14 protein-coding genes and 1 tRNA gene are annotated in these 26,178 nt (G+C 75.0%); 9 read left to right on the top strand and 6 right to left on the bottom strand.

Annotated elements, in window-relative coordinates; genetic code table 11:
* Position 1 precedes the first annotated feature (1 nt).
* The 6 genes from OO63_RS46960 (at position 2) to OO63_RS25950 (ending at position 17,550) form a co-directional block, all read left to right on the top strand.
* Positions 2-6,679 carry a type I polyketide synthase gene (locus OO63_RS46960; protein ID WP_397622257.1) on the top strand — a complete coding sequence of 2,226 codons (6,678 nt, stop codon included), beginning with the start codon at positions 2-4 and terminating at the stop codon, positions 6,677-6,679.
* A gap of 61 nt (positions 6,680-6,740) precedes the next feature.
* A complete protein-coding gene (locus OO63_RS45575) occupies positions 6,741-13,988 on the top strand; it encodes a type I polyketide synthase (protein WP_051811196.1) in 7,248 nt (2,415 codons plus the stop codon).
* Positions 13,985-14,689 carry a class I SAM-dependent methyltransferase gene (locus OO63_RS25965; protein ID WP_234311067.1) on the top strand — a complete coding sequence of 235 codons (705 nt, stop codon included), beginning with the start codon at positions 13,985-13,987 and terminating at the stop codon, positions 14,687-14,689. The genes OO63_RS45575 and OO63_RS25965 overlap by 4 nt, the downstream gene beginning before the upstream one ends.
* 63 nt (positions 14,690-14,752) lie before the next feature.
* The gene (locus tag OO63_RS25960) at positions 14,753-15,940 is read left to right on the top strand and encodes a thiolase family protein (protein ID WP_030357159.1); all 1,188 of its coding nucleotides are present in this window, start codon (positions 14,753-14,755) and stop codon (positions 15,938-15,940) included.
* Between the two features lie 50 nt (positions 15,941-15,990).
* On the top strand, positions 15,991-16,785 hold the full coding sequence (locus tag OO63_RS25955) for a sulfite exporter TauE/SafE family protein (protein WP_051811195.1): 795 nt from the start codon (positions 15,991-15,993) through the stop codon (positions 16,783-16,785).
* A gap of 30 nt (positions 16,786-16,815) precedes the next feature.
* On the top strand, positions 16,816-17,550 hold the full coding sequence (locus OO63_RS25950) for a cobalt-precorrin-6A reductase (RefSeq protein ID WP_030357161.1): 735 nt from the start codon (positions 16,816-16,818) through the stop codon (positions 17,548-17,550).
* A 25-nt stretch (positions 17,551-17,575) separates the two neighbouring features.
* Here the strand turns inward: OO63_RS25950 and OO63_RS25945 are convergent, their stop codons facing one another.
* The 3 genes from OO63_RS25945 to OO63_RS25935 all read right to left on the bottom strand — a co-directional run bounded on the left by OO63_RS25945 (position 17,576) and on the right by OO63_RS25935 (position 21,266).
* Positions 17,576-19,681 (bottom strand): MDR family MFS transporter, encoded by a 2,106-nt coding sequence (locus tag OO63_RS25945; protein WP_031192566.1) that lies wholly within the window; start codon positions 19,679-19,681, stop codon positions 17,576-17,578.
* A gap of 78 nt (positions 19,682-19,759) precedes the next feature.
* Positions 19,760-20,536, bottom strand: a complete 777-nt coding sequence (cobF, locus tag OO63_RS25940; protein ID WP_030357163.1) for a precorrin-6A synthase (deacetylating) — start codon at positions 20,534-20,536, stop codon at positions 19,760-19,762.
* A gap of 151 nt (positions 20,537-20,687) precedes the next feature.
* The gene (locus tag OO63_RS25935) at positions 20,688-21,266 is read right to left on the bottom strand and encodes a DUF309 domain-containing protein (protein ID WP_030357164.1); all 579 of its coding nucleotides are present in this window, start codon (positions 21,264-21,266) and stop codon (positions 20,688-20,690) included.
* 144 nt (positions 21,267-21,410) lie between these two features.
* Between OO63_RS25935 and OO63_RS25930 the strand changes: the two genes are divergently transcribed.
* Positions 21,411-21,484: transfer RNA gene (locus OO63_RS25930), tRNA-Pro, on the top strand.
* Between the two features lie 76 nt (positions 21,485-21,560).
* On the opposite strand, the gene OO63_RS25925 is transcribed toward OO63_RS25930, so the two are convergent.
* The 3 genes from OO63_RS25925 to OO63_RS25915 all read right to left on the bottom strand — a co-directional run bounded on the left by OO63_RS25925 (position 21,561) and on the right by OO63_RS25915 (position 23,904).
* Positions 21,561-21,845 (bottom strand): hypothetical protein, encoded by a 285-nt coding sequence (locus OO63_RS25925; protein ID WP_030357165.1) that lies wholly within the window; start codon positions 21,843-21,845, stop codon positions 21,561-21,563.
* A complete protein-coding gene (locus OO63_RS25920) occupies positions 21,838-22,398 on the bottom strand; it encodes an RNA polymerase sigma factor (protein ID WP_030357166.1) in 561 nt (186 codons plus the stop codon). The genes OO63_RS25925 and OO63_RS25920 overlap by 8 nt, the downstream gene beginning before the upstream one ends.
* A 213-nt stretch (positions 22,399-22,611) precedes the next feature.
* Positions 22,612-23,904 (bottom strand): helix-turn-helix domain-containing protein, encoded by a 1,293-nt coding sequence (locus OO63_RS25915; RefSeq protein ID WP_030357167.1) that lies wholly within the window; start codon positions 23,902-23,904, stop codon positions 22,612-22,614.
* Positions 23,905-24,723: 819 nt separating this feature from the next.
* Between OO63_RS25915 and OO63_RS42450 the strand changes: the two genes are divergently transcribed.
* Together OO63_RS42450 and OO63_RS25905 are read left to right on the top strand one after the other, a co-directional pair.
* Complete coding sequence (locus OO63_RS42450; protein WP_157854051.1) at positions 24,724-25,413, top strand: hypothetical protein; 690 nt, start codon at positions 24,724-24,726, stop codon at positions 25,411-25,413.
* 220 nt (positions 25,414-25,633) lie between these two features.
* A complete protein-coding gene (locus OO63_RS25905) occupies positions 25,634-26,119 on the top strand; it encodes a phospholipase (protein WP_030357169.1) in 486 nt (161 codons plus the stop codon).
* Positions 26,120-26,178: the final 59 nt, after the last annotated feature.

Here is a 26,178-nt window from a genome sequence, read left to right as displayed (position 1 = left end):
CATCGAGGCGCTGCGGGCCTCCCTCAAGGAGGTCGAGTCGCTGCGTGCCCGCACCCGCGAGCTGACGGCCGCCGCCCACGAGCCGGTGGCGATCGTGGCGACGGGCTGCCGCTTCCCCGGAGGCGTCCGCTCCGCCGAGGACCTGTGGGACCTCGTGGCCGCCGGCACCGACGCGGTCGCGGCCTTCCCCGCCGACCGCGGCTGGGACACCGAGGCGCTCTTCGACCCGGACCCCGACAGGCCCGGCACGACCTACGCCGTCGAAGGGGCCTTCCTCGACGACGCGGCGGAGTTCGACGCGGACCTGTTCGGCATCAGCCCGCGCGAGGCCGCCGCGATGGACCCCCAGCAGCGGCTGCTCCTGGAGACCGCGTGGGAGACGTTCGAGCGCGCCGGAGTCGACCCCGGCGCCCTGAAGGGCGAGCCCGTCGGCGCCTTCGTCGGCTCGGTCCTCATGACCAGCGGCGGCGGCACCGGAACCGGCGACGGCACCGAAGGACACCAGCTCACCGGCGGCGCCGCCAGCGTCCTCTCGGGCCGGCTCGCCTACACCTTCGGCCTGGAGGGCCCGGCGATCACCGTCGACACCGCGTGCTCGGCGTCCCTCGCGGCGGTGCACCTCGCCGTGCAGGCGCTGCGGCAGCGCGAGTGCACCCTGGCTCTGGCCGGTGGCGCCGCCGTGATGGCGACGCCCGGGATCTTCGTGGAGTTCAGCCGTCAGCGGGGCTTGGCGGCCGACGGCAGGTGCAAGGCGTTCGCCGCGTCGGCGGACGGTACGGGGTGGGGCGAGGGCGTGGGTCTCGTCCTGCTCGAGCGGCTGTCCGATGCGCGGCGCAACGGTCATCCGGTGCTGGCTGTCGTACGGGGCTCGGCCGTGAACCAGGACGGCGCCTCGAACGGCCTGACGGCACCCAACGGCCCGTCGCAGCAGCGCGTCATCCGGCAGGCGCTGGCGTCGGCCCGGCTCTCGGCGGATCTCGTCGACGCGGTGGAGGCGCACGGCACGGGCACGTCCCTGGGCGATCCCATCGAGGCACAGGCGCTGCTCGCCACGTACGGCCAAGAGCGCGCCCCCGACCGGCCGTTGTGGCTCGGCTCCATCAAGTCCAACATCGGGCACACCCAGGGCGCGGCGGGCATCGCCGGGCTGATCAAAATGGTCATGGCGATGCGGCACGGCGTACTCCCGCAGACCCTGCACGTCGACGCGCCCACGCCGCACGTCGACTGGTCGTCGGGCGCGGTGCGACTCCTCACCGAGCGCCGGGACTGGCCGGAGACCGGCCGACCCCGCCGCGCGGGCGTGTCCTCCTTCGGCATCAGCGGCACCAACGCCCACGTGATCCTGGAACAGGCCCCCCGACAGGACGACACCGCCCCGGCACCGGCCCCCGCCCCGCAGCCGCCCGTGCCCCTCGTCGTCTCGGCACGCGGAGAGCGGGCCCTGCGCGACCAGGCCGAGCAGCTCACCGCCCACCTCCGCTCCCGGCCCGACACCCGCCCGGCCGACGTCGGCTGGTCCCTCGCCACCTCCCGGGCCGCCCTCGACCGGCGGGCCGTGGTGTGGGCCGCCGACCGGGACGCGGCGCTGGCCGGGCTCGCGGCGCTGGCCGACGACCGCCCCGCGCCCGGCCTCGTGCGGGGCGCGGCCACGGACGGCGCGCAGGCGTTCCTCTTCGCCGGGCAGGGCAGCCAGCGCCCGGGCATGGGGCGTGAACTGGCCGCCGCCTTCCCGGTGTTCGCCGAAGCCCTCGACGCCGTCGCGGACCATCTGGACCCGCACCTCGACACGCTCCTGCGGGACGTCCTGCACGCACCCGAGGGGACGCCGACGGCCGCGCTCCTCGAGCAGACCGCGTACACCCAGCCGGGCCTCTTCGCGTACGAAGTGGCGCTGTACCGGCTCCTGACGCACTGGGGGCTCGCCCCCGGCCTGCTGCTCGGCCACTCCGTCGGCGAGCTGGCGGCCGCGCACGTCGCGGGCGTCCTGTCCCTGCCGGACGCGTGCGCGCTCGTGGCCGCGCGGGGCCGCCTCATGCAGGAGGTGCCCGGCAGCGGCGCGATGGTCGCGGTGCGGGCGACCGAGGCGGAGATCCTGCCGGACGTGACCGCCCACGCCGACGAGCTGGCCCTCGCCGCCGTCAACGGACCCGCGTCGGTCGTCGTGTCCGGCACCGAGAGCGCCGTGCTCGAACTCGCCGGACGCTGGCGGGAGAGGGGCCGCAAGACGCGCCGCCTGCGGGTCAGCCACGCCTTCCACTCCCCGCACACGGACGCGATGCTCGACGAGTTCGGCCAGGTCGCGGGCAAACTCACCTTCCACGCGCCGCGCGTACCGATCGTCTCGGACGTCACCGGCGACATCGCCACCGCGGCCGAGCTGTGCTCGCCGGAGTACTGGGTGCGGCACGCCCGGGCGACCGTCCGCTTCCACGACGGGGTGCGCCGACTCGTCGCGGCGGGCGCGCGGACGTTCGTGGAGGTCGGTCCTTCCGGGACGCTCACGGCGATGGCCCAGGACTGCCTGGCCGAGCAACCCCCGGGCACCGGAACGGTGTTGATCGCCCCGGCGCGCGCGGGACGGCCGGAGGCCGAAACGGCGCGCACGGCGGTGTCCGAGGCGTTCGCCCACGGGGCCCGCGTCGACTGGACCCCGTTCTTCGCCGGCACCGGGGCCCGCCGGGTGGACCTGCCCACGTACCCCTTCCAGCGCCGCCGCTACCCCTGGAGCGTGGCGGGCACGGCGGGCGCCGCCGCCGACGTCACCGCCGCCGGGCTCCGCGGGCTCGAACACCCCCTGCTCGGCGCCTCCTTGGACCTCGCCGACTCCCAGGAGACCGTGCTCACCGGGACCCTGTCCCGGCGGGCCGAGGCGTGGCTCGCCGACCACGTCATGCTCGGCACCGCCCTCGTGCCCGGCACCGCCGTCGTCGAGCTCGCGGTCCGCGCGGGCGCCGAGGCCGGGTGCCGCCGCCTGGTGGAGCTGACGCAGGAGGCACCGCTGATCCTGCCCGAACGGGGCGCCGTGCGCCTCCAGGTGCGGGTGGGCCCGGCGGGGGAGGAGGGCCGCCGCGCGGTGGGCGTGTTCTCGCGCGCCGAGGACGACCTGACGGAGCCGGAGGGGGCGTGGGTGTGCCACGCCCGGGGCACGCTCGCGCCCGAGGCGGCCGCCGCGCCCGCCCGTCCCGGCGAGGCCTGGCCGCCACCCGGCGCCGAACCGGTGCCGCTCGACGGGTTCTATACGCGCCTGGCCACTGCCGGTTTCGCGTACGGCCCCGCGTTCCGCGGGCTCGCGCGGGCCTGGCGGCTCGGCGACGAGGTGTTCGCCGAGGTCACCCTGCCCGGCGCCGCACGCTCCCGCACCGACGGCTACGGCCTCCATCCGGCGCTGCTCGATGCCGCACTGCACGCCGCACTCCTCACGGGGGAGGGCGAAGGGGCGACCGGGCAGGTGCGGGTGCCGTTCGCGTGGCACGACGTGTCCTTCCACGGCACGGGCACACCGACCCTGCGGGTGCGGCTCGCACCGGCCGGGACGGACGCGGTGTCCCTCGCCCTGTGGGACGAGCGCGGGGCACCGGTCGCGTCGGCCGGGTCGCTCGTCACCCGCCCCGTCTCCGTCCACCAGCTCCGGTCAGGCCGGACCCGCGACACCCTCTTCCACGTCGCATGGGCGGAGCGGTCCGCCGAGGACGGGACGGCACCCGGCCCTTCGGCCCCGGCCGCGCGCCACGCCGTCCTCGGGGACCCGGACCTCGCGGACCGGCTCGCGGCCACCGCACACGCCGACCTCGGCGCGCTCGTCGCGGCACTCGAATCCGGGGAGCCTGCACCGGAGTCGGTGATCCTGCCGTGCCGCGGCGGCGCGGCGGGTGAGACCGGAGCCGCAGGATTCGGAGGCACCGAAGGCGACGTCACCGACGCCGACGCGGCCGACGCGGCCGACGCGGCTGACGCGGCTGACGCGGCCGACGCGGCCGACGCCGAACGCGCCGAAGCGCCCGGCGCCGACCTGAGCAGCCCGGCAGACGTCGCCCGCTCCCTGGCCCTGGCCGTCCTCGACACCCTCCGGGCCTGGCTCAAGGACCCGCGCCTCGGCACCTCCCGGCTCGTCGTCCTGACCCGGGGTGCCCTGTCCGTGTCCGCCGACGAGCGCGTGGCCGACGTCGCCGCCGCCGCGATCTGGGGCCTGGTGCGCTCCGCGCAGGCCGAACACCCGGACCGGTTCGTCCTCGTCGACTCGGACGGTGAGCCCGCGTCCACGGCAGCCCTGACCGGGGCGGCGCGCGCGGACGAGCCCCAACTCGCGCTCAGGCGAGGGCAGACGCTCGTCCCGCGCCTGGCCCGCGGCGTACCGCACGGCACGCTCGTCCCGCCGACGGGCGTACGGGAATGGCGCGTCGACCTGACCGGTGGCGGCACCGTCGACGACCTGACCCTCGCCCCGAGCCCGGAGGCGGCGGCGCCGCTCGCGCCCGGCGAGGTCCGGGTCGACGTGCGCGCCGCGGGGCTCAACTTCCGGGACGTCGTCATGGCCCTCGGCATGGTGCCCGACCAGCGGGCGCTGGGCGGCGAGATCGCGGGCGTCGTCACCGAGGTGGGCCCCGACGTGGCCGGACTCGCCCCCGGCGACCGGGTGTTCGGCCTCGCCGCCGGATGCCTCGGCCCGGTCGCCGTCGTCGACCACCGGCTGCTCGCACGGATCCCCGAGGGCTGGTCGTACCCGCGGGCCGCGTCCGTCCCGGTCACGTTCCTCACCGCGTACGAGGGCCTGGTGGACCTGGCCGGCGTGCGGCCGGGGGACAAGGTGCTCGTGCACGCGGCGGCGGGCGGCGTCGGGATGGCCGCCGTCCAGCTCGCCCGGCACCTGGGGGCCGAGGTGTACGCGACGGCCGCCCCCGCCAAGTGGGACGCGGTGCGCGCCCTCGGCGTCGACGACGCGCACCTCGCCTCGTCGCGCACCACCGACTTCGAGGCACGGTTCACCGCCGCGGGCGGCGCCCGGTGCCTGGACGTCGTACTGAACTCGCTGACCGGGGACTTCGCCGACGCCTCGCTGCGGCTGCTGCGGCCCGGCGGCCGGTTCGTCGAGATGGGCAAGACCGACATCCGCGACGCCGCCGACGTCGCCGCACGGCACGACGGCGTCGCCTACCGCGCGTTCGACCTGATGGACGCCGGTGTCGAGCGCGTCGGCGAGATGCTGGCGGACATCGTCGAGCTGTTCGGGCGCGGACGGCTGCGGCCGGTGCCGGTGACGGCGTGGGACGTGCGCAGGGCGCCCGCCGCCTTCCGCTTCCTCGCCCAGGCCCGGCACGTGGGCAAGGTCGTCCTCACCATGCCGCCCGCGTGGCACCCCGACGGCACGGCGCTGGTCACCGGCGCGTCCGGGGCGCTCGGCGCGGAGGTCGCCCGGCACCTGGTGCGCACCCGAGGCGTGGCGCACCTCGTGCTCGCCGGACGCCGGGGGCCGGACGCGGAGGGCATGGCGGAGCTGGTGGCCGAGCTGACCGCGGCGGGCGCGCGGACCGTGCGGGCCGTGGCGTGCGACGTGGCCGACCGGGCCGCCGTGGCGGACCTCCTCGCGTCGGTGCCCGCCGCCCACCCGCTGACGGCCGTGGTGCACGCGGCGGGCGTGCTCGACGACGGCCTCCTGGAGACGATGACGCCGGAGCGCGTCGACACCGTGTTCCGGCCCAAGGCCGACGGCGCCTGGCACCTGCACGAACTGACGCGGGATCAGGACCTGGCCGCGTTCGTCGTCTACTCCTCCGCCGCGGGCACCGTCGGTACCACAGGGCAGTCCAACTACGCGGCGGCCAACGCCTTCCTCGACGCCCTCGCCGGACACCGCCACGCCACCGGCCTGCCCGCGACGTCCCTGGCCTGGGGCCGCTGGGCCGGACCGGGAGGGATGGCGGCGGACCTGCCGCGACCGGGACCGGCGGCGGGCCTCTCCGTCGAGGACGGCCTCGCCCTGTTCGACGAGGCGCTCGCCACCGGCCTGCCGGTGTGGGTGCCGACCCGGCTCGACCCCGGCGAACTGCGCACCGCCGCCACGAACGGCACCCTGCCCGCGCTGCTGCGCGGACTGGTGAACGCCCCCGCGGCGACGGCCGCACCGGGCGCCGCGCACGCGCTGCGCGAACGCCTCGGCTCCCTCGGCGCCGAGGACCGCGCCGCGGCCGTCCTCGAACTCGTACGCGGCCAGGTCGCCCTGGTCCTCGGCCACACGACCACCGGGAACGTGGACCCGCACCGGCCCTTCCAGGAACTCGGCTTCGACTCGCTCACCGCCGTCGAGCTGCGCAACCGCCTGGGCGCGGAGACCGGCCTGACCCTGCCCACCACGCTCGTGTTCGACCGCCCGACGCCCGCAGCGCTGAGCGAGCACGTCGAGGCCGCGCTCGTCTCCGGCCTCGGCTCGCCCGTCGACTCCGTCCTCGCCCGCCTCGACGCCCTCGCGACACACCTCGCGACGGCGCCGCTCGACGACGGCGAGCGGGACCGTGTGGCGGACCGGCTGCGCGCGCTCGCCCAGCGGTGCGGCGAGCGACCGCCCGCGCCCGGCGCGGGCGCGGAAGCACAGGACGACGGGACGACCGTCGCGGACGAACTCGACCTGGCGACCGACGACGAAGTCATCGACTTCATCAGCAAGGAGCTGGGCATCTCCTGACCCCGCGCCGCGGCCCGCGCGCGAGCGGACCACGGCGACATCGCGACGAGGTGGATGGCACATGGCGACGGACGACCGGATTCGGTACTACCTCAAGCGGGTCACCGCCGACCTGCACGAGACCCGCGGGCGGCTGCGGGAGCTTCAGGACGCCGCCGCGGAGCCGGTCGCGGTCGTCGCCATGGGCTGCCGCTTCCCCGGGGACGTCCGCTCCCCGGAGGACCTGTGGGACCTGGTCGCCTCCGGCAGGGACGCCGTCGCGCCCTTTCCCGAGGACCGCGGCTGGGACGTCGATCACCTCTACGACCCCGACCCGGACCGGCTCGGGAAGACCTACGCGCGCGAGGGCGGTTTCCTCGCCGACGTGGCGTCGTTCGACGCGGGCCTGTTCGGCGTCAGCCCGCGCGAGGCGCTGACCCTCGACCCGCAGCAGCGCCTCCTCCTGGAGGTGGCCTGGGAGACCTTCGAGCGCGCGGGCCTCGCCCCGACCCGGATGCGCGGCAGCCGCACCGGCGTCTTCGTCGGCACCAGCAGCCAGGAGTACGCGCTCCTCCTGCAGAGCGCCCGGGAGACCTTCGAGGGCTACTCGACGGGCTTCCTCGCCAGCGTCCTCTCGGGCCGGCTCGCCTACACCTTCGGCCTGGAGGGCCCGGCGATCACCGTCGACACCGCCTGCTCGGCGTCCCTCACGGCACTCCACCTGGCCGCGCAGTCCCTGCGGCAGGGCGAGTGCGCCCTGGCCCTCGCGGGCGGTGCTTCGGTCATGACGACCCCGGGGATGTTCGTGGAGTTCAGCCGTCAGCGGGGTCTGGCGGCCGACGGCAGGTGCAAGGCGTTCGCCGCGTCGGCGGACGGTACGGGGTGGGGCGAGGGTGTGGGTCTCGTGCTGCTCGAGCGGTTGTCGGACGCGCGGCGCAACGGTCATCCGGTGCTGGCTGTCGTGCGGGGCTCGGCCGTGAACCAGGACGGTGCCTCGAACGGTCTGACGGCGCCCAACGGCCCGTCGCAGCAGCGAGTGATCCGGCAGGCGCTGGCGTCGGCCCGGCTCTCGGCGGATCTGGTCGACGTGGTGGAGGCGCACGGGACGGGCACGTCGCTCGGGGATCCCATCGAGGCACAGGCGCTGCTCGCCACGTACGGTCAAGAGCGCGCCGCCTACCGGCCGTTGTGGCTGGGCTCCCTCAAGTCGAACATCGGGCACACCCAGGCGGCGGCGGGCGTCGGCGGTGTCATCAAGACGGTCATGGCGCTGCGCCGGGGCGTCCTGCCGCCCACCCTGCACGTGGACGAGCCGACCCCGCACGTCGACTGGTCGTCGGGCGCGGTGCGACTGCTCACCGAGGCCCGCGACTGGCCCCGGAGCGACGGGCCGCGACGGGCCGGAGTGTCGTCCTTCGGGATCAGCGGCACCAACGCCCATGTGATCCTGGAGCAGTCGGACGACGACACGTTCCCCGCGCCCGCGCCCCATCCGGCGCCGGTGGAGGGCACCGCCGCAGCGGCCGTCTCGGCTGCCGACGCCTCGGTGTCCGGCATCTCGACGGCCGACGCCGAGGGCACCCCCGTACCCGGCCTCGACGACCACCCCACCCCCGCGGCCCCCGCCCCGCTGCCCTGGCTGATCACCGCGCGCAGCAGCCGCGGCCTGCGCGACCAGGCGGCCCGGCTGCGGGACCACGTGCGGGCCAGGCCCGAGTTGGCCCCGGCCGACATCGGCCACTCCCTGCTGACCTCGCGCACCCACTTCGACCACCGTGCCGTCGTGCTCGCCGACGACCGGGACACCTACCTCGCGGGCCTCACCGCCGTGGCCGAGGGCAGGGGCGCGCCCGGCGTCGTGGCGGGCGTCGCGCGCGACCCGGGGAAGCCGGTGTTCGTCTTCCCCGGCCAGGGCGCCCAGTGGGAGGGCATGGCGGCGGACCTGTACCGCGACTCCGCGGTCTTCCGCGAGCGGCTGTGCGCGTGCGCCGACGCCGTGGCGCCCCACGTCGACTTCTCGCTCGTCGACGTCGTGCGCGGCGTGGACGGCGCGGCCCCGCTCGACCGCGTGGACGTCGTCCAGCCCGCGCTCTGGGCCATGATGGTCTCGCTCGCCGCCCTGTGGCGGTCCCACGGCGTGGAGCCCGGCGCCGTCGTGGGCCACTCCCAGGGCGAGATCGCCGCTGCCTGCGTCGCGGGCGCCCTGTCCCTGGAGGACGGCGCCCGGATCGTGGCACGGCGGTCCCGGCTCGTCGCCGAACGCCTGGCGGGCAGCGGGGGCATGGCGTTCCTGGCCCTGCCGCTCGACCGGGCGCGCGACCGGCTCGCGGAGTGGGGGAGCCGCCTCGGTGTCGCCGCGGCCAACGCCCCCTCGTCCGTGGTGGTGTCGGGCGACGCCGAAGCCCTCGACGAACTCCTGTACGCGGCCGAGCGGGAAGGCGTACGGGCGATCCGCGTCGCCGTCGACTACGCGTCGCACTCGGCGCAGGTCGAGACGCTGCGGGACGAACTCCTCGCCACGCTCGCCGACATCACGCCGCGCCCGGCCGACATCCCCTTCCACTCGACGGTCCTCGGCGCCGAGGTCGACACGTCCGGACTCGACGCCGCCTACTGGTACCGCAACCTGCGGGAGACGGTCCGCTTCGACCCGACCGTCAGGGAACTCCTCGCGGCCGGGCACCGTACGTATGCCGAGATGAGCCCGCACCCGGTGCTCGCGATGTCCGTGCAGGAGATCATCGAAAGCGCCGCGGGTACGGCAGGCGCATCGGACACGGCGGGCGCGGCGGGCCCCGCGGACACGGGAAGCCGGGCGAGCGGCGGAGCGCCGGGCACCGTCCTGACCTCGCTGCGGCGCGACGAAGGGCACATCGGGCGCTTCCTCACCTCCGTCGCGGAGGCCCACGTGCAGGGCGTCGGCGTGGACTGGTCGGCCCTGATCGGCCCTGCGGCCCGCCTCGTGGACCTGCCGACCCACGCCTTCCAGCGCCGTCGCTACTGGCCGGACGCGCTGCCCGGTGCCGCACCGGTCCGCGAGGCCGACGACAGCGCGGCCGCCGTGTTCCGCCGGCGCCTCGCCGAACTGCCGGACAGCGGCAAGGAACGCCTGGCCCTGGAGACGGTGTGCGAGCACGCCGCCGCCGTGCTGAACCTCGCCACCCCGGGGGACGTCGACGTCACCCGGGCCTTCACCGACCTCGGGTTCGTGTCGCTGACGGCCATGGAGCTGCGCAACCGGCTCACCACGGCGACCGGCGTCCGCCTCTCCCCGGCGGCGGTCTTCGACCACCCGACGGCCGAGAGGCTGGCCGCGCACCTGCTCACCTTCCTGACGGGCACTCAGGAGCAGGGCGGAGAACCGGTGTCGGCGGCCCCCGTCGCCGGTGAGCCGATCGCGATCGTCGCCATGGGCTGCCGCTACCCCGGCGACGTGGCCTCGCCCGAACAGCTGTGGGACCTGGTCGCCTCCGGCCGGGACGCGACCTCCGGCTTCCCGGTCAACCGGGGCTGGGACACGGCGGGCCTGTACGACCCGAACCCCGGCAGGCCCGGGTACACGTACGTCCGCAGGGGCGGATTCCTGCACGACGCCGACCGGTTCGACCCGCTCCTGTTCGGGATCAGCCCGCGCGAGGCGCTCGCGATGGACCCGCAGCAGCGGCTCCTGCTCGAAGTGGCCTGGGAGGTCCTGGAGCGGGCCGGACTCGCGCCCGACGCGGTCGGCGGCAGCCGCACCGGCGTGTTCGTGGGCGTCAGCGGCCAGGACTACCTGCCCCTGATCACCGCCGACCCGGACGGCGGCGCGGGCCACCTGATGACCGGCACCTCGACGAGCGTCGCCTCGGGCCGCATCGCGTACACCTTCGGCCTGGAGGGCCCCGCGGTCACCGTCGACACGGCTTGCTCGTCGTCCCTGGTCGCCCTGCACCTCGCCGTGCAGGCGCTGCGGCAGGGCGACTGCACGGCGGCCCTGGTGGGCGGCGCGACGATCCTCTCGACGCCGGGCGCGTTCGTCGAGTTCAGCCGCCAGGGCGCCCTCGCGGCCGACGGGCGGTGCAAGGCGTTCGCCGCCGAGGCCGACGGCACCGGCTGGGGCGAGGGCGTCGGCGTCCTCCTGGTCGAGCCGCTCTCGGTCGCCCGGCGCGCCGGACACCCCGTCCTCGCCCTGGTCCGGGCCACCGCCATCAACCAGGACGGGGCCAGCAACGGCCTGTCCGCCCCCAACGGGCTCGCCCAGCAGCGCGTGATCCGGCAGGCCCTCGCCCAGGCCGGTCTCACCGCCCGGGATGTGGACGCCGTCGAGGCCCACGGCACGGGCACCACCCTCGGCGACCCCATCGAGGCGGAGGCCCTGCTCGCCACCTACGGCCAGGGGCGGCCCGCGCACGCTCCGCTCTGGCTCGGCTCCCTCAAGTCCAACGTCGGCCACACCGCCGCCGCGGCCGGGGTCGGCGGCGTCATCAAGACGGTCCTCGCCCTGGACCGGGCGGTCCTTCCGCCCACCCTGCACGTGGACGAGCCGACCCCGCACGTGGACTGGTCGTCGGGCGCGGTGGAGGTCCTCACCGAGGCCCGCCCCTGGCCTGACACGGGCCGGGCCCGCCGCGCCGGGGTCTCGTCCTTCGGGATCAGCGGCACCAACGCGCATGTGGTCCTTGAGCAGGCGCCGGAGGAGGACGCGGCGGAAGGCGGGGGAGCGGGGGCGGACCGGGCTCCGCAGGGCGAAGGCGCGGCGCAGGAGCGGGCCTCGCAGGACGGGGACGCTGCGACGGAACACGTTTCGGAGGAGGAGGCGGCGGGCGCGGAACCCGCCCCGGAGGAAGGGGACTTGGCGCGGCACCCGGCACGCGCGGCATCGGGCGGCGACCTCCCCGTGCTGCCCTGGCCGCTGTCGGGCGGCACCGAGGAGGCACTGCGGGCGCAGGCCGCCCGGCTCCTCCGGTACGTCGAGGAGCACGCGGACCTCGTGCCGGCCGACGTCGCGCGCTCGCTGGCATCGACCCGCGCGGGCCTGGAGCACCGGGCCGTGGTCGTCGGCCGGGACCGGGACGCGCTCCTGGCGGCCCTGGCGCGGCTCGCACGGGACGAGGGCGGGCCGGACGTGGTCCGTGGCTCGGCGCGGGCGCGCGAACGGGTCGCGTTCGTGTGCACCGGCCTGATCCCGGATCCGGTTGTGGGGGAGGGCGGTGAACAGGGCCTCCTTGTCAGGGAGTTGTACGAGCGGGTGCCGGTGTTCGCGGCGGCGCTGGACGAGGCCGGTGCCGCCGTCGCGGAGCAGGTGGGCCGTCCCTGGAACGAGGTCCTGGACCCGGACGGCAGGGCGCCCGGGGGCCCGGTGCTCGCCCGTGCCGCGCGGTTCGCCGGCGAGGTCGCGCTGTTCCGGCTCCTCGCACACTGGGGAGTCGGCCCCGCCTTCCTCCTCGGCCACTCGCTGGGCGAGGTGACCGCGGCGCACTGCGCGGGCGTGCTGTCCCTGACCGACGCGGCGGCGCTCGCCGTCGCCCTCGTACGAGAGGCGCAGCGGGAGGCGGAGGACAGCGCGCGGCCCGACGCCGGGGACCTTGTCCGGCGGACCGTCAAGGACCTGACCTTCCGCCCGCCGGTGACCCCCGTCATCGCCGTCCGCACCGGCCGCCCGGTGCCGTACGAGGAGCTGTCCTCCCCGGACCACTGGGTGCGCCTCGTCCAGGAGGACGTCGCCCAGAGCGCCGACGCCGTGGACCAACTCGGATCCCAAGGGGTCGGCGCCTGCCTCCAGTTGGGCCCCGACGCCGCACTGACCGCGCTCCTCGGTCCGGAGTGCGGCACCGACCTGGGCGGGCTCCTCGCCGCGCTGGCCCGCCTGCACGTCAAGGGCGTCCCGGTGGACTGGGGCCGGATGCTCGCCGACTGCGGCGCGCGCCTCGTGGACCTGCCCACGTACGCCTTCCAGCGCGAGCGGTACTGGCCCGAGGGCACCGGACTCGCGATCGGCGCGGCCGGGCGGCCCGGCGCGGCGCGGGCGGACCAGGGGCGGCAGGTCAGGCGACGGCTCGCGGCGGCGGGCGGCGACGAGCGGCCCGGCCTGCTCGCCGACCTCGTCCGCACGCACGTCGCGGCGGTCCTGCGGCTCGCCGACCCGGACGCCCTCGACGACGAACGGCCCCTGCCCGAGCTGGGGTTCGACTCGCTGACGGCGGTGGACCTGCGCAACAGGATCGGCGCGGACACCGGGCTTCGCCTGCCCCCGGCCCTCGTCTTCCAGCACCCGACCGTCGCCGCGCTGACCAGGCACCTGGTCGCGCGGTGGGAGGCGGCACCTCCCGAGGCCGGGGCCGATGGCGAAGCCGGGTCCGGGGTCGAGGGCGAGGCCGCCGGGTCCGGGGTCGACGCCGGGGCCGACCAGGCGGACACGGGCGCGCGCCCGGGCGGCTCCGACACCGCACCCGCCGACACCGGCACCGCACGCCTCACCCTGGGCCCGCTCCTCGCCCGCGCGGGCGCGCTGGGCCGCACCGAGGAGTTCCAGGAACTGGTGCGCCACGTCGCGGGGTTCCGCCCCACCTTCGACACCGCCGATGCCCGGCTGCGGCCGCCGCACGTCCGGCTCGCGCGTGGCGCCGGCGCGCGCCTCGTCTGCTTCCCGACGTTCGCCGTCGGCGCGGGCGCGTCCCAGTACGCGCGGCTCGCCGCCGCGTCCGGGGGCGAGCACGACGTCTGGGTCCAGCCGGTGCCCGGCTTCACCTGGCAGGAGCCGCTGCCCGCTTCCGTCGACGCGCTGGCGGACCTCCTCGCGGACGGCGCCGCCGCGTGCGCCGACGGCGGTCCCGTCGTCCTGCTCGGGTACTCGGCGGGCGGCTGGATCGCCCACGCCACCGCCGCCGCCCTCGAAGCGCGCGGCACCGGCCCCGACGCCGTCGTCCTCCTCGACAGCCACTGGCCCACCAGCCCGATGCTCCCGCACCTGCACGCCCACATCGAACGGACCCGCGCCGCGGAGTTCCCGGAGGGGCGTTGGCCCGAGGAGGCCGGTGACGACGCGTACCTCACCGCGATGGCGCACTACGCCGGTCTGTTCCAGGCGTGGACCCCGACGGCGATCAGCGCGCCGACCGTGCTCGTACGGGCCTCACGGGACGTGTTCGACGACGACCCCCGGCTGCCCAAGGACCGCCGCGCACACTGGCACCTGCCGCACACCGCCGTCGACACTCCCGGCACCCACTTCTCGGTCATCCGGGAGCACAGCGAGCCCGCCCTGCGCGCGGTGGCCGACTGGCTCGCCGCCCCCGCGGGGCACCCACGGACCGCACCGAACCAGCAGCCCACCACCCCTGAAGGAGCATGATGACGTCCGACGGCGCCCACGCCGGCAAGCCCCTCGACCAGTCCCTCGACCAGAAGGTCATCGACGGGCAGTCCGGCTACTCGAAGCCGTTCCTCACCCTCTACGACCTCGTGGTCTACCGGGGCACGGCGCCCCTCCTCTGGCGCTGCCCGCCGGCGGTGTCCCGGAAGCTGTACGACAGCTCTGTCGGCGCCCGCCACATGGACATCGGCGTGGGCACCGGCTACCTGCTCCACCACGCCAAGTTCCCCGTGCCCGACCCGCGGATCACGCTCGTCGACCTCAACCGCAACTCCCTGGCCCACACGGCCCACCGGCTCCGGCGCCACCAGGTCGACACGGTGCGCGCGAACATACTCGAACCCCTGCCTGTGGCGCCGCGGTCCCACGACTCCGTCGGCATGAGCTATCTGCTGCACTGCGTCCCCGGCAGCCTGCGGGAGAAGGGGATCGCCCTGGCGCACGCCGCGGCTGTGGTCAAGCCCGGCGGTATCGTCTTCGGCACCACGGTCCTCTCGGCCGGGGTGCCGGTGTCGGGCAGGGCCCGCCGGGCGATGCGGTCACTGAACAAGCGGGGCGCGTTCCACAACGACGCCGACTCCCTCGACGACCTGCGCGCCCAGCTCGACCTGCACTTCGACCGGCACGAACTGACCGTCCACGGCTGCGTCGGTGTCTTCCGCGCCTGGACGGCCGCCTGAGATCCCCCGTACACTCCGAAACTAGCAGCGCTAATTAAACCGCTCATGTCTCGGAGCCGCCCCGTGCGCACCGTCCACTTCGCCGCCGCCCGCCGCACGCCGATCGGGCGGCTCCGCGGTGCCCTCTCCGCCGTCCGCCCGGACGACCTCGCGGCCACCGTCCTGCGCGGCCTCCTCGACGGCCTGCCGGGGCTCGACCCGGCCCGCGTCGACGAGGTCTACTGGGGCGCGGCCAACCAGGCGGGCGAGGACAACCGCAACGTCGCCCGCATGGCCGTCCTCCTCGCGGGCCTCCCGGACTCCGTCCCCGGTGCCACGGTGAACCGCCTGTGCGCCTCAGGCCTGGAGGCGGTCACCCTGGCCGCGCGCACCGTCGCGGCGGGCGACGCCGACATCGTGCTCGCGGGCGGCTCCGAGTCCATGAGCCGCGCCCCCTTCGTGCTGCCCCGCCCCGACGAGACCCTGCCGCACCGCATGGAGACCGCCGACACCCGCCTCGGCTGGCGCCTGGTCAACCCGAGGATGAAGGAGCTGCACGGGCTCCTCTCCATGGGCGAGACGGCCGAGGAGGTCGCGGCACGGCACGGCGTCTCCCGCGAGCGTCAGGACACCTTCGCCCTGCGCAGCCACCAACGCGCCGCCGCCGCCCGCAAGAACGGCCACTTCGACGCCGAACTCCTGCCCGTCACCACCCCCGACGGCACCGTCGTCGACGCGGACGAGAGCATCCGCGAGGACACCTCGTACGAGAAGCTCAGCGGGCTCCGCCCGGTGTTCCGCGCGGGCGGCACCGTCACGGCGGGCAACGCGTCGCCGATGAACGACGGCGCTGCGGGCCTGCTCCTGGTCAGCGAGGAAGCCCTGCGCGACCTGGGTCTGGAGTCCCTCGGCCGGTACGTGACGGGTGCCTCCGCCGGTGTGCACCCCGACGTGATGGGCATCGGCCCCGTGCCCGCGACGCAAAAGGCCCTGGCCCGGGCGGGCTGGAGCGTCGCCGACCTCCAGGAGGCCGAGTTCAACGAGGCGTTCGCGGCCCAGGCCCTCGCCTGCGTGGACGGCATCGGCATCGACCCGGACCTCGTCAACCCCGACGGCGGCGCCATCGCGCTCGGCCACCCCCTCGGCTGCTCCGGCGCCCGCATCCTCACCACGCTCCTGCACCGCATGCGCCGCACCGGTGCCGCCCGCGGCCTCGCCACGATGTGCGTCGGCGTGGGCCAGGGCACCGCCCTGCTCGTCGAACGGGACTGACCCCGGCCCACCCCGGCGCAAAGTGCTTGGGCATACCATCGGTTCCCAGCATGGACGCCTCCGCCGCCACCTCGGCCCTCTCCGCCCTGACCGTCTGGGAGTTCGGCGCCCTGGCCCTCGCCGCCGGGGTCGTCGGCTTCTCCAAGACCGCCGTCAGCGGCGCCAACACCATCAGCCTCGCCGTGTTCGCCGCCGTCCTCCCGGCCCGCGCGTCGACGGGCGTGCTCCTGCCGATCCTCATCGCCGGGGACGTCCTCGCCGTCCTCACCTACCGCAGACACGCCCACTGGCCCACGCTGTGGCGGCTGTTCCCCGCGGTCGCCGCGGGCGTCGTCCTCGGCACGGTGTTCCTGATGTTCGCCGACGACGCCATGATGCGTACGTCGATCGGGGCGATCCTGCTGCTCATGGCCGCCGTGACCATGTGGCGGCGCCGGTCGGCCGCGGCCGGACCCCCGGCCGACGCCGAGGGCGCGGCGGCGCGGGCCACGGCCCGGGTCGCCGCGCCCTCCTACGGCGTGCTCGGCGGCTTCACCACCATGGTCGCCAACGCGGGCGGCCCCGTCATGTCGATGTATCTGCTCTCGGCGGGCTTCAAGAAGCTGAGCTTCCTCGGCACTTCGGCGTGGTTCTTCCTCATCGTGAACACCTCCAAGGTGCCCTTCAGCGTCGGCCTCGGCCTCATCGACGGACCCTCGCTGCTGCTCGACGCGACCCTCGTCCTGTTCGTGATCCCGGGCGCCCTCATCGGCAAGGCGTGCGTGAACCGCGTCAACCAGCGGCTCTTCGAACAGCTCGTCATCGGCGCGACCGTCCTCGGCGGCCTCCAGCTCCTGCTGCGCTGACACCGCCGCGCCCTCGATACCCTCGACCCCATGCCCCACGTGCTCGTCCTCGGCGGCACCACCGAGGCCCGCCGCCTCGCCGCCGCCCTCGCCGCCCGGCCGGACACCCGGGTGACCAGCTCGCTCGCGGGTCGCGTCACCCGGCCCGCGGCGCTCGAAGGGGACGTACGCGTCGGCGGCTTCGGCGGGCCCGACGGCCTCGCGCGCTGGCTGCGCGACCACGGCGTGACCGCGCTCGTCGACGCCACCCACCCCTTCGCCACCGCGATCAGCGCGCACGCCGCGCAGGCCGCGCGGACCACCGGCGTCCCGGCACTCGCCCTGCACCGCCCCGGCTGGCGCCCAGGAACCGGCGACGACTGGCACGACGTCGCCTCCCTGCCGGACGCCGCCGCCGCGCTCCCGGCCCTCGGCCGCCGCGTCTTCCTCACCACCGGCCGCCTCGGCCTCGCCGCCTTCGCCCCGTACGACGCGCTGCACTTCCTCGTACGCTCCGTGGAGCCCCCCGAGCCGCCGCTGCCCCGCGACGTGCGGATCCTCCTCGACCGCGGCCCGTACACCGTCGACGGCGAGACGGCGCTGCTGCGCGACCACCGCGTCGACGTGCTCGTCACGAAGGACAGCGGCGGCACGGCGACGGCCGCCAAGCTCACCGCCGCCCGCGCCCTGTCCCTGCCCGTGGTGGTCGTGCGCCGCCCGGAGCCGCCGCCGGGGATGCCGGTGGTGGCCGACGTGGAGACGGCGCTCGCGCGGCTCGGGGCGTGACGGACCCGGCCCGCGCGGGAGCGCCCTACGCCAATGTCTTCGCCGCCGGACGGCCCGGCTGCCCCCGGTCGAGGGCGAGCCCGTGCGCGAGGTCCTCCGCGAGGAGCCGCTTCGCGATCGCGTCGACCGCCGCCATCAGCTTCCCGTCGCCCCCGGCCGTGTCCTCCAGGGTGCGGCCGCCGTCCTTCTCCAACTGCTCGCGCAGCCACGCCCCCCACGCGGTGCCGATCACGTCGGCCTCCCGCGCGCCCGCCGCCGTGTGCTGGAACATCGTCCCGGTGCGGCTCAGATAGCCCTCCTCGACCATGCGGTCGAACACGGGCACAAGGACCTCGGGCGGCAGTTGGCGGCGGGCCGCGATGAGGTTCAGGTTGGCGTGGCCGACCATCCGGGTGAACAGGGCGACCTGCATCACCGCCCAGGCCCCCGCCATGTCCAGGCGGGTGTCGGACCGCTGTATGACGGCGCGCGCGGTCTGTGGCCCCTTGGCGCGCAGGATGTTGCCGACGGCGAGTTCGAGGAGCCGGCCCGAGTCGCCCGACTGCGGCGACGCGAACCCCTCGCCCATGTCGGACGAGCTCATCCGCGCGCTGTCGCGCAGCTCGACCTGCTTGAGGAACAGCGCCACCACGAACCCGGCGAGCGCGACCGGCACCGTCCACAGGAACACCGTCTGGAGCGTGTCCGCGTACGCCTTGACCAGCGGCGCCGCCGCCGCGCCCGGCAGGTCGTGCAGCCCCTGCGGGCTCTGCGCGGCCTTCGCGACGGCGTCGGGCGGCGCGGCGCCCGTACGGGAGGCCTCGGCGACCCCGTCCCGGAGGTTCGGGGCGAGCGTATTGGCGTAGATCGTGCCGAACACGGCCGTCCCGAAGGAGCTGCCCAGCGTGCGGAAGAAGGTGACGCCGGACGTCGCGGTGCCGAGGTCCGCGTAGGCGACGGTGTTCTGCACGGCGATGGTGAGCACCTGCATGCACAGGCCGATCCCGGCGCCGAGCACGAACATGTACAGCGACTCCAGCCACGTACTGGTCTCGCTGCCCATCAGCGACAGCAGGAACAGGCCCAGCGCCATCACCAGGGAGCCCACGATCGGGAAGATGCGGTACGTGCCCGTCTTGCTGACCACGTTGCCGCTGAAGATGGACGCGATGAGCAGGCCGACGACCATCGGCAGCGTCCGCACGCCGGAGACCGTGGCCGAGTCCCCGTCGACGTACTGCAGATACGTCGGCAGGAACGTCATCGCGCCAAGCATCGCGAAGCCGACGATGAAGCTGAGCACGGAGCAGACCGTGAACACGGGGTTCGCGAAGAGCCGCATGGGCAGCATCGGTTCCGCCGCCCGTGTCTCCACCCAGCAGAAACCCGCGAGCGCCGCGAGCCCGCCCGCGAAGAGGCCGATGATGACGCCCGAGCCCCACGCGTACTCGTTGCCGCCCCAGCTCGTCGCCAGGATCAGGGCGCTCGCTCCGACCGCCACCAGGGCGATGCCCAGATAGTCGATGACGGGCTTCGACGCCGACTTCACCACCGGGATCGTGCGGGCCGCCGCCGCGACCACGAGGATCGCGATGGGGACGTTGACGTAGAACGCCCAGCGCCAGGTCAGATGGTCCGTGAACAGACCGCCGAGCAGCGGCCCGATGACCGTGGACACACCGAAGACCGCGCCGATCGCGCCCTGGTACTTGCCGCGCTCCCGCAGCGGGATGACGTCGGCGATCAGCGCCATCGCCGTGACCATCAGTCCGCCCGCGCCGATGCCCTGCAGCGCCCGCCAGGCGATGAGCAGCGTCATGTTCGTGGCGAGGCCGCACAGGAACGAGCCGGTGATGAAGACGATCGCCGACACCTGGAACACGATCTTGCGTCCGAACAGGTCGCCGAACTTGCCGACGAGCACCGTCGCGACCGTCTCCGCCAGGAGGTACGACGTCACGACCCACGACATGTGCTCGGCCCCGCCGAGGTCCGACACGATCGTCGGCAGCGCGGTCCCCACGATCGTCTGGTCGAGCGCGGCGAGCAGCACCCCCAGCATGATCGTCACGAACACGACATTGCGCCGGCGCTTGTCCAGGACCGGTGGCCCCTGCTCCGCCGCGGCCACGGGCTGATCGGTAGCGGTCACAGCCTCACCCTCACACCCGTGCCGGGGGTGTGCATGCGGGGCCGTCCGGTCCGGTGACGGAGCCCCGGCGGGGGCGGGTCAGCCGTCCGTGCGTCGGCGCAGCAGGTAGGTGTCCATGATCCAGCCCTTGCGGGCGCGGGCCTCGGCGCGCAGCCGCTCGATGCGCGGGGCGGCCTCCGGGAGGGGCCCGGACACCAGGATCTCGTCGGGGGTGCCGATGTAGGCGCCCCAATAGATCTCGACGTCGGTGTGGTCGGCGTACCGCTGGAAGGCCTGCCGGGCGTCCAGCATCACCACCACGTCGTCGACGCCGGCCGGGAAGCCCTCGTCGGCGAGGCGGCGGCCCGTGGTGATCTGGACGGGGCGCGCGACGCGGTTCAGGCCGGTGCGGTGGCGGGCGGCGAGGGCGGAGACGCTGCTGATGCCGGGGACGACGTCGTAGCCGAAGGCCACGGCCCCCCGCCCGAGCACCTCCTCAAGGATCCCGATCGTGCTGTCGTACAGCGCCGGGTCGCCCCACACGAGGAACGCCCCCGTCTGGTCCGGGCCCAGCTCGTCGGCGATGAGCCGTTCGTAGATGTCGGCGCGGCGGCTGCGCCAGTCGTCGACGGCGGGCGAGTAGTCCGCGCCGCCCGCCTTCCGGTCGCGCTCGGGGTCGCGGGCCTCGACGACGCGGTACGCCCCGTCCGGCCGGTGCGCGTCGAGCATGCCCCGGCGCAGCGCCACGAGGTCCGCCTTCTCCTCGCCCTTGCCGAGGATGAAGAACACGTCGGTGTCCCCGAACGCCTTGACCGCCTGCAGGGTCAGCTGATCGGGGTCGCCCGCGCCGATGCCGATGACATGAATCTTTCGCACGGGGCGAGTGTGCCGCACGGGGGTGCGGGGGCTCCCGCCGGGTGCGGGCGTGCTGCCAGGTGGGGCTCGCTGTCGGGTGCGGGATGGCTGTCGGGTGGGGCCCCGCCGCCGGGTGCGGGCGTGCTGTCAGGCGGGGACCGCTGTCGTGTGCTCAGCCCGCGGCGCCGCCCGCACCACCGTCGTCCGCCGTGCGCCCGGCGTCCGCATCGCCCGGGCTCAAGGTGGGCGCGCAGGCGGCGGCGTCCGCGAGCTGCCCGTCCCGCTCCACGCGCACCGCCAACTCCCGTGCCCACACCACCAGTTCCGGTACGCCGATCCCGTAGGGCCGCTGCCGTCCCGGCGCCTCCTCGGTCCACGCCGCGACGGCGCCCGCGCCCCGCAGCAGCAGCCGGGCCCCGCCCGTGGTGTTGCCGCGCGCGGAGTGCGTGAGCCCGACGGCGAGCTGCGCGAGCCCCTTCCACAGGCCGCGTTCCTCGTCAGGCCCCGACTTCCAGGCGTCCTCGAACACCTCGTGCGCGTGGAAGGGCCGCCCGGCGTCGAGCAGCGCCTGCGCCTCGGCGACGGTCTCGCGCGGGGTGCGCACCACGCCCTCCGGTTGCCGCTCCACCCCGTCGGACCCGTACGGCAGCGGCCGCCCGAGCCCGTCGCGCGGCCGGGCGTTCCGGGCCCGCCCCTCCGCGTCACGGTCGCGGCCGGAGCCCGCGCCGTCCGGTCCAAGTGCGCCAGTCATACGCCGATTCTCCCGCGCCCCGTCCGCGACGGCAGGCCGGGGCACACCCCTCCCGCCCACCGGGACCCATGCGCACCGGACCACCCCGCGGCGTGCGGTAGAGTTCTACCTGCGTGATCACGCGGGACACCGCGAGGAACGCAACGGGACGTGGCGCAGCTTGGTAGCGCACTTGACTGGGGGTCAAGGGGTCGCAGGTTCAAATCCTGTCGTCCCGACTCGAATGAGTCGTAACGGACAAGGCCGCATCGGATGATTCCGATGCGGCCTTGTCCGTTGTTGTCGGTTCCTCGTCTACCGGCTCAGTACGTCGTGTTCGCGCCGGACGACGGACAGCTCGCAGTGACCGTCCGCGCACGAACGCCGCAGGCGGCCGTTGGAGACGGTCTGCAGCAGCCCGATCGTCCAGCACATGGGGCATCCGCGCAGCGCGAACAGCCCGAGGGGCGCCAGCAACAGAGCGGCCATCCCCACCACGGGGACGAGCAGGACCGAGGCGGCCAGGGCGCCGAACCCCAGCGCGCCGCGCGCCAAGTGCCGGGGCAGCGACGAACTGGCGAAGCTCCTTCCGTCACTCATGGCCGCCTCCAGGGAGGGGTTCGGGATCTCCCCGCAACGCCTGGCGGACCGTCGCGCGGGCGCGATGCAGCCTCGACTTCATCGCGGCGGTGCTCAGGCCGAGCGCGCCGGCGACCATCCGTCCGCTGTGGCCCTGGACGTCCCGCAGGATCAGCACCCGCCGTTGGTCCGCGGGCAGGGCGGCGATCGCCGCCGCCACCCGGCTCGCCTCCAGGCGTCGCAGCACGTCGTCCTCGAACGACGGCACGGCGGTGTCGGGGACCGGCCCGTGGCTGCGCAGCGTCAGCCGCGCCCGCCGCAGGCACTCGTTGCGGACGATGCGGAACATCCACGACGCCAGCGCGCCGGAGGCCCGCAGCATTCCGATCTTGCGGTACAGGACGATCAGGGCTTCCTGCGCGGCGTCCTCGGCGTCCTGCGGAGTGGCGCACAACGCGTACGCGAACCGCTGTACGTGCGGGTGCGAGCCCTCCACCAGAGCGGCTGTGGCCTCGACGTCGCCGTCCTGCGCCGCCGCGATCAACTGTTCGCCGGGCCACGGGGAGTCAGCCACGCGAACGCCCCCGCTGACGCCGCACGACGAACGTGCAGGCACAGATGAGCACAGCCCCGACGATGACGGCACCAATGATCACGACAAACCTCCGGTTTCTGTGCCGACGCTGCTGTCCGCACATGCAAGAGAGGCGCGAGGACCGTAAAAGGATTCACCCCGTGGCGTCGGACAGCCGACCCGTCTCAGCGTGCCTCCTGGCACTCCGCTCCGTCAGCCGGTGGCTGCGGCAGGCCCGGCCCCGGGGCCGTCGGCCGCGAGCATGTCGCTCAACTGCCGCCAGGCCTCCGACGACTTGCGATAGGCGCCCGCCCGGTCGAGCGTCTCGGCCGCGAGCCGGTAGCTGTCCCGGGCCGCCGCCGTGTTCCCGGCCAGGGCGTGCGCGCGGGCCGCGAGCAGCTGGCACTGCCCGAGTCCGGCCAGCGGCAGCTCGGCGCCGCCGTCGCACACCTGCGTGGTGAGTTCGAGGACCCGCTCCGGCTCGCCCTCGCGGAGCGCCAGGTGCGCCTCGGCCAGCATCAGCTCGGCCATGTCGTCGTCGCGGCCGACGAGTTCCAGGGCCTGCCGGGCGCGCGCGAGCAGCCGCGCCGCGTGCCCGGTGGCGTCCTGCGAGAGGTCGTACTCCAGACGGAGCGCCGCGGACGCCCGGCACAGCCGTGCCCAGGCCGCCAGGTTCACCTCGGGGCGCAGACAGGCGAAGGCCCGTTCGTGCAGGTGGATGCCGTCCTCGGGGCGGCCGCACAGGAAGCGGGCGCTGCCCGCGGCCCAGTAGACCTGGCCGCGCAGCTGCCGGGACGGAATGTCCTCGGCCGTCTCCTGGAGGGTGTCGGCGAGACCGGCGGCGTTCTCCAGCTCACCGCTGTCGGTGTAGGAGTTGATCAGCGCCAGCATCGTGCCGACCCGTTCGTGGGCGGTGGGCGGCAGGACGCCGGTGACCGACACGGCGTGCTCGGCGGTGCGGACGGCCTCGCTGAGGCGGCCCTGGCGGCGCAGGTTCTCCGCGAACGCGGTGGCGACGCGCGCGGCGAGCCGGGGCGTCTCCTGGGACAGGGCGGTGTCGGCCAGGTCGGCGAGAACGCGGTGCTCGGCGGTGGTGTCGCCCAGCTCGCGCAGGACGTCGGCGAGTTCCCACGTGGCCTCCCAGAGCACGTACTCATCGGCGTGCCCGGTGGCGGCGGTGCCGATGCCGCGCAGCAGCTCGGCGGCGACGGTGAGCTCGCCGTCCTTGCGCAGGGAGCGGGCCTCGAGCAGCTTGCCGGCGATGTCGAGCCGGCGGCTGCGGTGCTCGCCCCCGTCCTGGGACGCGGGATGGGTGAGGGCGTCCAGCGGGACGTCGAGACTGCGCGCGAAGAAGGCGGCGATGAGTTCGTTCGGCGAACGCCGGCCGCTCTCCACCCGCGAGACGTAGCTGGCCGACACCTCGTCGCCCGCCAGTTGGGTCTGGGACAGGCCGCGCTGCACGCGCAGCATCCGCAGTCTGCGTCCGAACGCGGGCTGTTCGATCATCTTCGTCCTCAGGGATCGCCCCGGCTTGCCGGGAGGCGACAAGCGGATGCCCCCGGGCACACCGAGTGGCACCGCTCTTGGTCAAGGGCCGCAAGGAACGTGCGGCCCTGTCACCGGCTACTACGGCGGCAGAGTAGGGCGAAGGGGGGATGACTGTCGAACCGGTGCTCAGCTGTGTGGCGAACTTGCGGACTTCTTCATGCCATTGCAGGTCAACGTCCTGCCGCAAGGTGCGTGCACAGGTGGCTCGAAGCGTGACAGGGCCGTGTCCGGTGTTGTGCCTCGTGTGGCGGGCCCTGTCACGCGCATGACGGGCCCGGTCCTTCTCTCACCACGTCTGCGGACTCACCCGTGTCCGGTGGACGGGACAGATCCGGCCGCCCCGTCTCGGCCACGCGGCGGGAGCGGGCCCTGCTCGACCACTGGACGTCGGAGCGGGTGTGTCGCGCCACCGGCGAGCAGGTGTCGGTGGGGGGGGGCTGTTCTGGACCGCTCCAGGGCGGCGAACACCAGGAGTTCTGCCAGGATTTGATCGAGCCGACGGTGCCCTCTGTGAACATGGGCAGGGCGAGTGCCCGAAGACAGCGCCGAGCTCCAGTGGTTCGCCCTGGCTGCTCGACCACTGCCACGACCACGGCACGGTCTCGGGTCACATCGGCGGTCTCGACGACATCTCCGACACCAGGACTGCACGGCCTCCCCCCGATTCGACGCCAAGACGGGTGAATTCGTGTCGATGGTGGAGCGGATCGCCGCGGCACGGCCTTAAGCATGAGCGGGAACGGACCGGAACCGGCGGGAACGAACGGGGGGCACGCGATGAGTGAGGTCGAGGAGAGTGCTGTGCCGCTGTCGCCGCCGTCGGCCAACCCCGACGGGGGCTGGGGCCGCGCCAAGGTCCCGCTGCCCGCGCCCGCCCTCGACCTCGGCGCCCCGCTGCCCCAGGTCGCCCGGCCCGTCGGCACGGTCGTCCTGCGCACGCTGCTGCTCTCCGCGCAGGACCCCGCCGTGGTGCCCGCCCGCGAGGACACCCTGAGTGCCGGCGAACGCGCCCGGCTGCCCGGGGACGCGGCGGAGCGGCTGCGGTACGTGGCCGAGCGCGCCGGACTGCGACTGCTGCTCTCCTCGTGCCTGGGCGTGGCGCCGCAGGGCATAGCCGTCGACGCGGGCCCCTGCCCGCGCTGCGGCGCCGACCACGGGCGCACGGTGAGCGCGCGGGGCAGGCCGCCCCTGCACGTGGCCACCGCGGCGCACGGCGACCTCGTCGTGCTGGCGCTCGCGGCGGCGCCGGTGGGCCTCGGCCTCGCGGTGCCCGCCGGGTCCGACCGGGACGCGCTGCTGGAGGCCCGCAAACCGGCGCGGCTCGCGGCGGGTTCGGGTGCCCTCGCCCGGGGCCGGTGCGGGGAACCGAGAGCGTCCGGTGTGGCGCGGCGCGTCGAGTACGTGGACGTACCGCGGGAGGGGGAGTGCGTCGTGTCCGTCGTGTGGCAGGAGCACTCCCAGCCCTGAGGTGCGCGCGTCCGGGTGTGCCCCGACAGCGTCAGCGTGGTGGTTTGGGGCCAAGTCCCGTGGCGTATAGCCCAGATGCCGTCAAGAACCCGTCATCGGGACGCCACCCCCACGCGGCGTGCACGACCGCGGGCCGACAGGCCGGCGGTGATCAATGAAAGCCATGGCTCCGCGCACTCGGGCCCGGAGTTGTGTCATGACCCCCACAAGGAGGATTCCTATGCGTCGTCGACTCGCCGCCGTGGCCGTGAGCGCCGCTGCCCTCACCCTCGGCACCGGCCTCGCGGCCGCCCCGGCGTCCGCCGTCCCGGCGGACAAGGCGCAGGTGCTCAGCCGCTGGACGCAGACCGACGCGGGCAGCTACAACGCGTTCGTCTCGGCCCGCAACAACCAGGGCGCGTGGAGCGCGTACCGGTTCAACTGGTCCACGGACTACTGCTCCTCCTCCCCGGACAACCCGTTCGGCTTCCCGTTCCAGACGGCCTGTTCCCGGCACGACTTCGGCTACCGCAACTACAAGGAAATGGGCACCTTCAACGCCAACAAGGCCCGCGTCGACAGCGCCTTCTACGCGGACCTGAAGCGGGTCTGTGCCACCTACAGCGGCGCCAAGAAGGTCTCCTGCGACGCCCTGGCCTGGACCTACTACCAGGCCGTCGACAAGCTCGGCAAGGTCGCCCCGCAGGGCACCGTGAACGCCGCCTGACCCCGTCGGTGAGGGGCGGGCGCGCCCGCCCCTCACCAACGCCACCGGGCCCGCGTCCG

Source organism: Streptomyces alboflavus (genome assembly GCF_000716675.1).
In the GTDB taxonomy this organism is placed as follows: Bacteria; Actinomycetota; Actinomycetes; order Streptomycetales; family Streptomycetaceae; genus Streptomyces; species Streptomyces alboflavus.
Note: the sequence above shows the minus strand (reverse complement) of the source record. Positions and strands in the feature narration are given on the sequence as shown.